At 66.9% G+C, this 12,879-nt stretch carries 9 protein-coding genes; 4 read left to right on the forward strand and 5 right to left on the reverse strand.

The window, feature by feature from the left end; genetic code table 11:
* A partial coding sequence (locus ACQ7JA_RS15980) for a transposase (protein WP_430899439.1) occupies positions 1–495 on the reverse strand: 495 nt, incomplete at its 3' end.
* A 250-nt stretch (positions 496–745) separates the two neighbouring features.
* Between ACQ7JA_RS15980 and ACQ7JA_RS15985 the strand changes: the two genes are divergently transcribed.
* Entirely contained in the window at positions 746–8,041 is a 7,296-nt protein-coding gene (locus tag ACQ7JA_RS15985) for an Ig-like domain-containing protein (RefSeq protein ID WP_430899441.1), read from the forward strand.
* Between the two features lie 65 nt (positions 8,042–8,106).
* On the opposite strand, the gene ACQ7JA_RS15990 is transcribed toward ACQ7JA_RS15985, so the two are convergent.
* A complete protein-coding gene (locus ACQ7JA_RS15990; RefSeq protein WP_430899443.1) occupies positions 8,107–8,247 on the reverse strand; it encodes a hypothetical protein in 141 nt (46 codons plus the stop codon).
* A 167-nt stretch (positions 8,248–8,414) separates the two neighbouring features.
* Here ACQ7JA_RS15990 and ACQ7JA_RS15995 point away from each other — a divergent pair, with 167 nt between their 5' ends.
* Positions 8,415–8,810 (forward strand): BlaI/MecI/CopY family transcriptional regulator, encoded by a 396-nt coding sequence (locus ACQ7JA_RS15995; RefSeq protein WP_430899445.1) that lies wholly within the window; start codon positions 8,415–8,417, stop codon positions 8,808–8,810.
* Positions 8,807–10,069: a TonB family protein gene (locus tag ACQ7JA_RS16000; RefSeq protein WP_430899447.1), complete on the forward strand. Its 1,263-nt coding sequence runs from the start codon at positions 8,807–8,809 to the stop codon at positions 10,067–10,069. The genes ACQ7JA_RS15995 and ACQ7JA_RS16000 overlap by 4 nt, the downstream gene beginning before the upstream one ends.
* 229 nt (positions 10,070–10,298) lie before the next feature.
* Here the strand turns inward: ACQ7JA_RS16000 and ACQ7JA_RS16005 are convergent, their stop codons facing one another.
* Together ACQ7JA_RS16005 and ACQ7JA_RS16010 are read right to left on the reverse strand one after the other, a co-directional pair.
* Positions 10,299–10,949 (reverse strand): 3-oxoacid CoA-transferase subunit B, encoded by a 651-nt coding sequence (locus ACQ7JA_RS16005; protein ID WP_430899449.1) that lies wholly within the window; start codon positions 10,947–10,949, stop codon positions 10,299–10,301.
* Positions 10,950–10,970: 21 nt separating this feature from the next.
* Positions 10,971–11,669, reverse strand: a complete 699-nt coding sequence (locus ACQ7JA_RS16010; RefSeq protein WP_430899451.1) for a CoA transferase subunit A — start codon at positions 11,667–11,669, stop codon at positions 10,971–10,973.
* A gap of 140 nt (positions 11,670–11,809) precedes the next feature.
* Between ACQ7JA_RS16010 and ACQ7JA_RS16015 the strand changes: the two genes are divergently transcribed.
* On the forward strand, positions 11,810–12,367 hold the full coding sequence (locus ACQ7JA_RS16015) for a LuxR C-terminal-related transcriptional regulator (protein WP_430899782.1): 558 nt from the start codon (positions 11,810–11,812) through the stop codon (positions 12,365–12,367).
* A 108-nt stretch (positions 12,368–12,475) separates the two neighbouring features.
* Here the strand turns inward: ACQ7JA_RS16015 and ACQ7JA_RS16020 are convergent, their stop codons facing one another.
* The gene (locus tag ACQ7JA_RS16020; protein ID WP_430899453.1) at positions 12,476–12,871 is read right to left on the reverse strand and encodes a hypothetical protein; all 396 of its coding nucleotides are present in this window, start codon (positions 12,869–12,871) and stop codon (positions 12,476–12,478) included.
* Between the last annotated feature and the right edge of the window lie 8 nt (positions 12,872–12,879).

Below are 12,879 nucleotides of genomic sequence, written 5' to 3' on the forward strand. Positions count from 1 at the left end.
CAGATTGCGCGATCCCTTCTGCGATTCCAGGCGGTAGGTTTCGTCGGCCTCGACGATGCCCGACAGGGCAGCCGGCCGGTCTCGGGCGGCAGCGGGTGCGAAGCGGTGGCGCCAGCGAAAACTGGTGGTGCAATGAACGCCAGTGACGAGCGCCGCGTCGCGCACGGTGCGCGATTCCAACAAACACTGGATATACGGCAGCCAGCATTCGCGCTTGCGCAGCCGGGCCAGCGGCGTGCCGGTCAGCGCGTTGAAGGAGCGGCGGCAGCCCAGGCAGCGATGACGCTGCAGGCCGCTGGCGAAGCCACAGCGCTGCAAGCGCGCGCAAGCACAATGCGGACATGGCCGGCCTGCCGCGGCGGTTTCGATGAGCGCCAGACACTCGGCCGGGTCGCGGATGCCGTCGATCCACTCGCGCAGCCGAGCCAGATCGCTCGTGGACAATGGCAGCGCAGACAAGCAGGAGAACAATTCGTCGAAGCGCAGGCTTTGCATCGTCACTCCAGGATGAGTTAACTCGACGATACGTGTGACTTCGACAACGCGATTTGGTTCACCCAACAATCGCGAACACAGCCTTTTCCTTGATGCGGCGACCTGGGCTCAATCTGCAAACATGTGTTGTCAACTGTGTCGAAAAAGCCTTGATCGTTCAACAACTCAATTTTACGGTGGACTCTGCAGTCGTTAATATGTGTGCACCAAAGCAATTTCTATTACCGTAAATACTCTACAAGGACACGCCATGCCTCACCAACCATCGGCCCCGCGACAGGAGATCGCCTTCATCAACGGCAATCTCGCGGATCTCCATACGCTGATTGCGGGCATGCGTCCTGGTATCGAAATCGTCCTGCTCGACCCCGCCGGCGACGGCCTCCAGCAGATCGCGCGCGCCCTCGAAGGCCGCAGCAGCCTGGATGCGATCCACCTGGTCGGCCACGGCGCCTCCGGCCTGCTCCAGCTGGGCGGTCTCACCATCGACGCCAGCTATCTCCGCACCCATGACGACGTGCTGGCCGACATCGGCGCGGCCCTCTCTGACGATGGCGACATCCTCGTCTACGGCTGCGAGACCGGCAGCGGCCGAGCCGGCAGCCAGTTCCTCAAGACGCTCGCCGAAACCACCGGCGCCGACATTGCCGCATCCGACGACGCCAGCGGCGGCGCAGGCGCGGGCGGCGACTGGAACCTCGAACGCGCCAGCGGCGCGGTGGAAACCGTCTCGGCGCTGGCCGGCGGCGGCGCCGACGCCTACCTGGCCACGCTTGCCCTGAGCAGCGGCACGGTGCACACCTACAGCCAGAACACCTGGTCCTGGAGCAGCATGGCGCAGGATGCCAATGGCAATCTCTATCTCGCCCACAAGCTGAACTCCACCTCGATCTCGCTGAAAAAGTGGACCGGCGCGGGCTGGACCGAGATCAGCAAGCTCACCACCGCCATCACCGGCGATACCGGCTTCAGCGATGACCTGAGCCTGGTCATCGATGCGTCCGGCAACCCGAACCTGCTGTTCCGCCATGCGAAGAACGTCACCAGCGGCATCGATTCGATGCGCGGCGTGAAGTTCGGGGAGTACGACATCGGCACCGGACAGTGGACCACCAAGGTCATCGACCAGGCCTCGCATCCGAATGGATGGCGCAACTACGACGATCCGGAAGCGGTGATCGATTCCAATGGAAATCTGCACGTCGTGTACAACTACACCGACGCCGAGTTCCAAGACTATTCCATCAAGTATGCGACCAGCGCCGACGGCGGCGCGACCTGGACCACCTCGACCGTCGTCACCACGACCATCGCAGGGGTCGACGAGCTGCACGATCCCACCATCGTCACCGACAGCAATGGCACCGTGCACCTGTTCTATGTGCGCGAAGACAACCAGAACGACAACTACGGCAACCTTTACCACGCCAGCAAGGCGGCCGGCAGCAACACCTGGTCCACGCCGGAAAAAATTGCCGACGACCTGGAGAGCAGCTTCACGCTCGCCACCGACGGCGCCGGCAAGTTCATGATCGGCCACTACACCCAGGTCTACGACGCCAACTGGAATGTCATCGGCAGCACCTTCCACCTCCTGAGCAACGAGAGCGGCAGCTGGAACACCGACTCCAGCCTGAGCTACGCGGACGCGCGCGCCATCTACAAACTGCAGTACGCCGCCGGCAAGTTCTACATGCTGGTATCGCAGTCCCCGGCCGACTATTCGGAAGCGAACTTCACCTTGCTGCGCAAGGATGGCGCGGCCTGGACCCAGGGTTATATGGGTGAGGCGCAACTGCCGGGCCTGAGCCTGCAGGGAGCGGACCGTTTTGACGAAGGTAACTTCTTCGTCACGTCGACCGGCCAGATCGTGGTCGTCACCGAATCGGGCGAACTCAAGAACCTGGAATTCACCGCCGGCACTGCCGACGACTTCGGGCTGTTCACCAACGCCGCGCCGGTCGTCGCCGCCCTGAACGGCGACAGCACCCTGTTCACGCCTGGCGCGGACCCGGTGCTGGACAACGCCTACATCGACGACCAGCCTGACACTCCCAGTGTCGCGATCGTGAGCGATGCCGACGGCGGCGACTTCGACGGCGGCAATATCACGATTTCCCGCACCTCGGGTGCGGCCGACGGCGACTTCATCCTCGACTTCGCGAATGGCTTCCTGGGCGCCGGCCCGGACAGCAACTCGCTGGGCAACGCGCTGCGCGCCGGCGAGAAAATCTTCGCGGAGCACAACGGCGTCTGGACCGAGATCGGCCGGGTCGACGCAACCCACGACGGCCAGGATGGCCACGATCTGGTGATTCACTTCACCAGCCCGTTGGCCGACGCGACCGCGGCAAGCAATTTCATCAACTTCCTGATGTACACCGCGCCTACCCCCGGCGCCCGCGGCTTCTCGCTCACCGTCGGCGACGGCGACGGCGGCACCTCGGCCGCCGCCCACTTCACCATGACCGGCCGCGACATCGTGGCGCCACAGGTGGCTGCGGTCACCTCCAGCACGGCCGACGGCGCGCGCAAGATCGGCGACACCGTCACCATCCAGGTCAAGTTCAGCGAAGCCGTGATCGTGAACGGCGCCCCGACCCTGCAACTCGAAACCGGCGCTACCGACCGTAACGCCACCTACATGAGCGGCAGCGGCACCGACACCCTGAGCTTCAGCTACACGGTGCAGGCGGGCGACCTGTCCGGCGATCTCGACGTCGCCGGCACCAACGCCCTGCTGCTCAATGGCGGCACGATTCGGGACGCCGCCCTCAACAATGCCGTCCTGACCCTGGCCGCCCCCGGCGCCGCCGGCTCGCTCGGCGCGAACAAGGCGATCCGCGTCGACGGCCTGGCCCCCACCGACATCGTGCTGAGCAACGCCAGCGTCACCACCCTCGACGGCGCCCACGCCGTCGTCGGCACGCTCGCCAGCGTCGACGGCACCCCGCAGGACAGTTTCAGCTATTCCCTGGTAGCCGGCGCGGGATCGGCCGACAACGCCGCCTTCGAGATCGTCGGCGGCGCGCTGCGCGCGGTCGATGCGGGCGCGCTGTCGGAAGGCGTGAAGTCGGTGCGCGTGCGCACCACCGACGCGGCAGGCAACAGCTACGAGGAGGCGCTGGCGATAACCGTCACTTCGCCGCCGACGGTGGCCATCACCACCAGCCAGGCCAGCCTCGGCGTGGGTGGCAGCGCGCTGATCACCTTCACCTTCAGCGACACCCCGAGCGGCTTCGACGCCAGCGACGTCAGCGTGAGCGGCGGCACGCTGGGCGCCCTGACCGTCGATCCGCAGAACGACAAGGTGTACACCGCCACCTTCACGCCCGCTGCCAACACGCAGAACCTGTCCGCCTCGATCTCGGTCGGCGCCGGCAAGTTCACCGACGCCGGCGGCATGGCGAACGCCGCCAGCACCGTCAATGCCGTCATCGGCGGCGACACGCTGGCGCCCACCGTCACCATCGGCAGCGACCGCACCGTCTTCAAGGCCGGCGAGCAGGCCACCGTGAGCTTCACCTTCAGCGAGCTGCCGACCGGCTTCGACGCCGGCGACATCGCCGTCACCGGCGGCGTCCTGAGCAACCTGGCGGTGACCGGCAACCATCTCGTCTACAGCGCGACCTTCACGCCGACTGCCGACACCGAGAGCCTCGCGGGTGCGATCTCGATCGCGGGCGCAGCCTTCGTCGACGCCCAGGGCAACGCCGGCAGCGCCTCCAACAGCCTGTCCGTGAGCGGCGACACCCACGCGCCGCAGCTCAGCGACGCGCACATCGCGATCAGCGGCGCCACCGGCGCGAATGGCGCCTTCATCGTGGGCGACACCGTCACCGCCACGTGGAACGACGGCGTTAGCGGCGACAACAACGGCGACACCGCCGGCGCCACCGTGGACTTCAGCCAGTTCGGCGGTCCCGCCGCGGTCGCGGCGACCAAGGTGGCCGGGGTCTGGAGCGCCAGCTGGCAGATCGCCGCAGGCGCCATCGATGCGGCCGGGCGCAATGTGTCGGTCACCGCAGTCGACGACGCCGGCAACGGCACCACGCGCCAGGACGGCAGCAACGCCGTCGTCGACAACCAGGCGCCGGCCCCGAGCAGCGCCGCGATCGCGCTGTCGGGCGCGACCGGGAACGGCGGCGTCTACAAGGTCGGCGACGTGGTCACCGCCAGCTGGGACCGTGCGGTGGACGCCACGCCCGATGCGGCCGGCGTGCAGTTCGACTTCAGCCAGTTCGGCGGCGGCCTCGTTGCCGCGACCCAGTCCGGCACCACCTGGAGCGCCAGCTACACGATCGCTGCAGCGAATATCGATGCCGCCAACCGCAACGTGCAGCTGGCGGTAACCGACGATGCCGGCAACACCGGCCTGCGCACCGGCGCGCACAATGTCCAGGTCGACGCCACCCTGCCCCACATCACCGGCATCACCCTGGCCAACAACCCGGCCCCGAACGCCACCGCGTTCGACTACACCGTGGTCTTCGACGAAGCCGTCACCGGCGTCGACCTGAGCGACTTCGCCCTCACCGCCACCGGCAGCGCAAGCGGCACCCTGGCCGGCATCAGCGGCTCGGGCACCACCTGGACCGTGAGCGTGACGGGCGTCGCCGGCAGCGGCACGCTCAGACTCGACCTGAACGGCAGCAGCACCGGCATCGAGGACGGCGCCGGCAACGCGGCGTCCGGCGCCTATGTCGCGGGCAATGCCCACACCGTGTCCTTCAACGCGGCCCCGGTCATCTCCAGCAACGGCGGAGGCGCCAGCGCATCGTTCGGCGTGGCGGAAAAGCAGCGCGCCGTCACGACCGTGGCGGCCAGCGACGCCGACGGCCACAGCATCGGCTACAGCATCGGCGGCGCCGACGCCGCCCTGTTCGAGATCGACGCCCAGACCGGCGTGCTGCGCTTCATCGCCACGCCGTCGCGCGCCACCGCCCTCGACAGCGACCACGACCACGTCTATGAGGTGACCGTGACCGCCCAGGACAGCCAGGGCGCCCAGGACAGCCAGGCGCTGTCGGTCACCGTGCTGGCCGACCTCGACGGCGACGGCACGCCCGACGCCAGCGACAACGACATCGACAACGACGGCCGCCCCAACAGCGTGGAGGACCCGGTACCGGGCGCCAACGGCGGCTTCGGCGACGGCAATGGCGACGGCATCGCCGACAGCACCCAGCTGAACGTGGCCTCGCTGCCGACCGTGGTCGCGAACGCCCCCTTCGCGACGCTGGAGGTCGCGCCGGGCCTGTCCCTGTCCGCGGTCGCGAGCACGCCGGCGCCGGCCGGGCTCCCCCGCAACATCAAGATGCCGGTCGGGCAGCTCGACTTCACCATCGGCGGCGTGACGCCGGGCGGCACCGCCCAGATGAGCATCTACGTCGATACCGCGCAGAAGGTCAACGGCTACTACAAGAAGGACGCCTCCGGCAACTGGGTCAACCTGGCCACCTCCGTCACCACGGTGGGCAGCAAGACCAAGATCACCTTCTCCCTGACCGACGGCGGCCAGTACGACGACGACGGCGTGGTCAACGGCAGCATCAGCGATCCGGGCGGACTGGTCACGATCGCGCCCGCCATCACCAGCGACGGCGGCCAGCCGACCGCCGACGTTTCCGTGACCGAGGGCGCCAGCGGCGTCACCACGATCCAGGCCGGCCCTGGCGCCACCTACGCCATCACCGGCGGCGCCGACGCCGCGCTGTTCCAGGTCGATGCCTCCACCGGCGTGCTGCGCTTCGTGAATGCGCCGGCCTACGGCAGCCCGCTGGATGCCGGCGCCGACAATGTCTATGACGTCAGCGTGACGGCCAGCGACGCCTTCGGCAGCGACACCCAGGCGCTGGCCGTGCGCGTCACCGCGACGCCGCCGGCGCCGCCGCCTCCGCCACCGACCAAGGAGATCGACGGCGTGGATGTCGGCACCGGCACCCGCGGCAACAGCGACGGCAGCACCAGCCAGGTGATCAGCATTCCGGTCATCCAGCCGACCCGCAACGAGACCGTGGGTAACAACGACGTGGCCGACATCCCGCTGGTCAGCAGCGGCGGCACGCCGGTCCTCAGCGCCCAGGTGCCGGTCGGCGTCGGACTGCAGGTCACCGGCAACGCGGCGCCGACCGGCGCCGCCGAGGCGCTGACCAACCTGATCCGCGAGATCAAGGGCGTGACGGTGGCCGGCTCGCATGACCAGGGGCAGATGACCGGCGGCGGTTCCGGCTTCCTGTCCGGCATCCCGAGCGGCGCCAACCTGCTGGTGCAGACCGTGGTCCCGACCGTGGCGCCGGGCAGCAGCGCCGGCGGCCCGCTGGTGATCCAGGGCGCGTCCCAGGGAACGGGCGGTCCGCTGTCCGCCCTCGTCATCGACGCCAAGGGCCTGCCGGGCGGCTCGGTCATCCAGCTGCAGAACGTGGACTTCGCCGCGATCGTCGGCAGCGTGACGGTCAACGGCGGCAACGGCTCGCAGACCGTGTGGGGCGACGGCGCCAGCCAGACCATCTTCCTCGGCGCCGACGACGACATCCTGCACGGCGGCGCCGGCGACGACATCGTCGGCAGCGCCGGCGGCAACGACCGCATCTACGGCGACGAGGGCAACGACGTCGTGTTCGGCGGCATCGGCGACGACCGCGTCGACGGCGGCGCCGGCATCGACACCGTGCAGCTGGTCGGCAGCGGCCGCGCCGACTACACGGCCCGCTTCGTCGACGGCCATCTGGTGCTCACCCACCGCAACGGCGGCGCCGACGGCAGCGACATCGTCGCCAATGTCGAGGTCCTGCGCTTCACCGATGCGGCGGCCGACACCAGCCTGCGCGGCAGCGTGGCGCGCCTGTACGAAGCGGTCCTCGGGCGCGAAGCCGACCTTGGCGGCCTGGCCGCCTGGAGCGCGGCGGCCGAAAAGGGCGTGGCCCTGGGCGCCATCGCGCGCGCCATGATGGGCAGCGCGGAAGCCGCCCAGATGCCCGCCGCCAGCGACGCGGACTTCGTGAGCGCCCTGTATGCGCGCACCCTGGATCGCGCCGCCGACAGCGCCGGCCTGGCCTTCTGGACCGGCCTGCTCGGCAGCGGCCGCCTGGACCGGGCCCAGGTGGCGCTGGCCTTCACGGAGTCGCGCGAGAAGCTGGCGATGCCGGTCACCCAGGAAATCGATGTCGCCAGGACCGACATCGGCACCCTGGTGCGCATGTACGCGTCCCTGTTCGACCGCACGGCCGACAGCGGCGGCATCAGCTTCTGGCTCTCGCTCTCGGAAGCCGGCGTCTCGATGGACAAGATCGCCGACTATTTCGTGGCGTCCACGGAAGCGCAGGCCATGTACGGCGCGTTGGACAACAAGGCCTTCACTGAAGCGCTGTACCAGCACGCCATGCACCGCACGGCAAGCCAGGGCGAAGTCGGCTTCTGGACCGGCATGCTCGACAGCGGCAGGCTGGATCGCGGCGACGTGCTGCTGCAGTTCGCCGAGTCGGCCGAGAAAGTGGCGCTGGTCGGGACGATCAGCACGAGCCTGGACGGCGCCGCGCCGATCTGAGGCAGGCTGCAGCGGGAGGCACCCCTCTCGCATCCACAGGAACCGCGTCGTACGACGCGGTTTTTTTATGGACGCGGCCCTGCCTGCGTCGGCAGGGCAATCAGCTCGGCATTGCCACCGCGGCGCGCGACATCGAGCGCGCTGCCGTTGGACGTCTCGTCCTTGAGCGCCGGATCGGCGCCGTGGCGCAGAGGCGCAGCTTGCATGCGGCAAACCTGGCGGACACGAGACCTCCATGGGGACGATGGGAGGTCGAACATATTCCACCTAAACAAGTTTGTCTACATTACTCAAACAGTATGCGATAGCCATAGACAGTCGTGTCTAGACCGACTATTCTGAAACTCGAATTCCAAAAACGATGAGGACGCTCATGCCACGCAAAGCCGATACCCCCAAGCCGACGCCGGCCGAACTCGAACTGCTGCAGGTGCTCTGGCCCCTGGCCTCCGGCACCGCCAAGCAGGTGCACCAGGAAATGCAGAAGACCAAGCCGGACGTCACCTATGCCACCGTGCTGCGCCTGATGCAGGTCATGCACGGCAAGGGCCTCCTGGTGCGCGACGAGAGCGAACGCTCGCACGTCTATGCGCCCGCCCACGCCCAGGATTCGGTCGAGACCAACCTGCTCAAGGACCTGATGCAGCGCGCCTTCGCCGGCTCGGCGAAGGCGCTGGTGCTGGCCGCGCTCAAGACCGGAATCTCGAAGAAGGAGCGCGACGAGATCGAGAAGCTGCTCAAGGATGACGATATGGGGAACGAGAAATGAGCGCCGCGGACATTGTCGGCAGCATCGGCTGGACCCTGGTCCACTTCCTCTGGCAGGGCGCCCTGATCGGCTGCGCCACGGCGGTCGGCCTCACCGTGCTGCGCAACGCCCGTCCCGAATCGCGCTACCTGGTGGCCTGCACCGGCCTGTTTCTCTGCCTGGCCTGGCCCGCGCTCGAGCTGGCGCTGCGCCTGGGCGGCGACACCGGCACGGGAGGCGACGCGGCGGTGCTGGCAGCTGCCGGCCTGGTAGCCGGTTCGCCGATCGACGACGGCTGGAGCCTGCTGTTCGCCGAGCACCTGGGCTGGATCGTCGGCACCTGGGCCCTGTGCGCCATGGCGCTGGCGGGGCGGATGGTGCTGGGCCTGTTCTGGATCGAACGCGCCGCCAGCCAGGAGCAAGTCGACCCCGCCTGGCAGGCGCGCCTGGAGCGCCTCGCCGCGCAGTTCGGCGTGGACCGCACCGTGCGCCTGCGCGTCGTCCGGCAGCTCGCCAGTCCGATCACGGCCGGCTGGTGGCGCCCGGTGGTGCTGGTGCCGGCCTGCCTCGTGTCCGGCATGCCCGCCCACCTGCTCGAAGCCCTGCTGGCCCACGAGATGGCCCACATCAAGCGCCACGACTACCTGGTCAACCTGGGACAGAACATCATTGAAACCCTGCTCTTCTACCACCCGGCGGTGTGGTGGATGTCGAACCGCATCCGCAGCGAGCGGGAGCAGATCGCCGACGATCACGCGGCAAGGACACTGGGCGAACCGCGGCGCCTGGCCCTGGCCCTTTCCGAGCTGGAGAAACGCCAGTTTTCCACCCACCACCTGGCCCAGGCGGCCAACGGAGGAGATCTCATGTCACGCATCAAACGCTTGGTTCGTCCCGATGTGCAAGTCCTGAACTGGAAGGCGGCCATTCCCGTCCTTGGCCTCGCGGCCCTCAGCGTCACGGCCTTCGCCCACGCCGCGCCAGGCGCCGCCGCCAAGCATCCGGACACCTCCGCGATCGCCGACTTCACCAGCTGCAAGCGCCCCGAGTATCCTGCCGAATCGGTCAAGCAGCAGCATACCGGCACGGTCACCCTCGGCTTCCTGGTCGCGAAGAACGGCGGCGTGAAGGAGTCGAAGGTCACGCGTTCGTCGGGCCATGCGCTGCTCGACGACGCGGCGCAGAGCGCCCTCGTGAAGTGCAAGTTCAAGCCGGCCACCACCAAGGGCAAGCCGGTGGAAGCCTGGACGGCGGTGCAGTACGTTTGGACGCTGGAGTAAGTACTGGTAAGCAGTGGTCCCAGACAGCGGACGGGGATGCCCGACCGCCGCCCTTCCCTTTTGCTTGCTTTGACAACGATGACCACGCTTCGTATCTTGAAGGCGGCAGTCAGCGAAACGCGCTTTAGGACTGCGCAAGCACTGTGCAGCCTGAAGCAGAAACAGCCCGCATGACAACTGCGGGCTGCGATGCACGAGCGCCGGGCCGGAAACCTACCCCGGCGCTTTTTTAAACGCTGGAGACGTCCAGCTCGCAGCCGGTCGCCTCGACCACCTGCTGGGTGCTGACGCCGGGCGCCAGTTCCACCAGCTTCAAGCCGTTCTCGGTCACGTCGATGACGCCCAGGTCAGTGATGATGCGGTCCACCACGCCCACACCGGTCAGCGGCAGGTCGCACTTCTCGAGGATCTTGTGCGAGGTCGAGCCGTCCTTGGCGGTGGCCACGTGTTCCATGACCACGACCACGCGCTTGACGCCGGCCACCAGGTCCATCGCGCCGCCCATCCCCTTGACCATCTTGCCTGGGATCATCCAGTTGGCCAGGTCGCCCTGCCGGGACACCTGCATCGCGCCCAGGATCGCCAGGTTGATCTTGCCGCCGCGGATCATGCCGAAGGAATCGGCCGAGCTGAAATAGGCTGCGCCCGGCAGCGCCGTCACGGTCTGCTTGCCGGCATTGATCAGGTCGGCGTCGACCTCATCTTCCGTCGGGAAAGGGCCGATGCCCAGCAGGCCGTTCTCGGACTGCAGGAAGACCTCGATATCCTGGGGGACGTAGTTGGCCACCAGGGTCGGCAGGCCGATGCCCAGGTTCACATAGAAACCGTCCTGCAGTTCCTTCGCCGCACGCGCGGCCATTTCATCACGAGTCCATGCCATGTTCTTGTCTCCGAGGTAGTCTTAGTTCGCGCGCACGGTGCGCTGCTCGATGCGCTTTTCCGGCGTCGGGTTGTGGACGATGCGGTGCACGAAGATGCTCGGGGTGTGCACCTGGTCCGGATCGATCTCGCCGATCTCGACCAGCTCTTCGACTTCCACGATGCAGATCTTGCCCGCGGTGGCGACGTTCGGGTTGAAGTTGCGCGCGGTCTTGCGGTACAGCAGGTTGCCGGCCTTGTCGGCCTTCCAGGCCTTGACCAGGGAGACGTCCGGCAGCAGCGCACGCTCCATCACATAGTGCTCACCGTCGAATTCGCGGGTTTCCTTGCCTTCGGCGACGATGGTGCCGTAGCCGGTCTTCGTATAGAAGGCCGGGATGCCGGCGCCGCCGGCGCGCAGCTTCTCGGCCAGCGTACCCTGCGGGGTGAATTCGAGCTCGAGTTCGTTCGCCAGGAACTGGCGTGCGAACTCCTTGTTTTCGCCGACGTAGGACGAAATCATCTTCTTGATCTGGCGCGTTTCCAGCAGCTGGCCCAGGCCGAAGCCGTCCACGCCCGCATTGTTGGAAATGGCGGTGAGATTCTTGACGCCGGAATCGCGCAGCGCCGCGATCAGCGCCTCCGGAATGCCGCACAGGCCGAAGCCGCCGACGGCGATGGTCTGGCCATCTGCCACGATGCCGGCCAGCGCCGACTTCGCATCAGGATACACTTTGTTCATACTCGTCCCTTTAATGGATTAAGCGAAAGCTCTTCTGTGATGCAGCGTAGAGTCTCAGCATAAAATACGCTGTACCGAATAACAATACCGTAGAAATACGGGCGAGACGTCCCATGAACCGAGCAGTCGATCCAGATCACATGAGCCAGGCTGGCGCCATCGATTACGAGATGATATTCCAGCATGCGCCGGTGGGCATGTGCGTCTCTTCGGACCGCGTCATCCGCTCCTGCAACGGGGCACTGGCCGCGATGTTCGGCTATGCGCGCAGCCAGCTGGAGGGACATTCCTTCAGCGTGCTCTACCCCACGATGGACGAATTCCTGCGCACGGGCGACCGCATCGTGCCGATCATGAATGCGAAAGGACGTTATTCGGACGAGCGCATCATGCGCCGCGCGAATGGCGAGCTGTTCTGGTGCCACGTGACCGGACGCGCACTCGACCCGGCCCAGCCGCTGGGCGCGGGCGTGTGGACCTTCGAGGACGTGAGCGAGAAGCGGCCGGTATCGGCCGAGCTGACTCCGCGCGAGCGCGAGATCGCGGCGCTGCTGGTCGAGGGCAAGACCAGCAAGCTCATCGCGCGCGAGACCGACCTCAGCCCGCGTACGGTGGAGATGCACCGGGCCAGCCTGATGCGCAAGTTCTCGGCGTCGACTTCATCCGAGCTGGTGCACAAGCTGGTAGGGGCGCGTTGATTGCCGACCCCGGCAATCGAACATCCGTTCAGTGGCTGGCTGCGCCATGCGTACGGTGTATTTGCGGCGCGGGTGCGCGCTTCCGGTGAGGACCGGAAGCGCATCGGTTCAGTTGTTGAACAGGCCGGTCTTCTGGTGAACGTCCGCTTCGCTCATCGAGAAGCGCTTGACGATGTTCTTCTCGTCATACATTACGACCAGTTCCTTCTTCTTGCCGCTAGCGCTGGCTCCGAACAGGTTCACGATCGGCACATAGCTGATGGCATCCGCAGACACGTTCGCGAAATCGTAGTTCCAGATCTCCAGGCCGCCATCCGTGAAACTGGTTTTGGTCGGAGAACCAAACATCGCCCGCACTTCCGACTTGGTCGTTTTGCCTTGGACGATTTTCTGCGAGACCGTCGCCTCGGTTTCTTTACGCAGCGATTCGCTGCCTACGCTTGCGCAACCGGTGAGCGCGAGCGCGGCGACGATAGTGACGCAGGTAAGGATTTGCTTCTTCATTTGGACCC

This window comes from Massilia sp. BKSP1R2A-1, from assembly GCF_050586525.1.
Classification (GTDB): domain Bacteria; phylum Pseudomonadota; class Gammaproteobacteria; order Burkholderiales; family Burkholderiaceae_D; genus Telluria.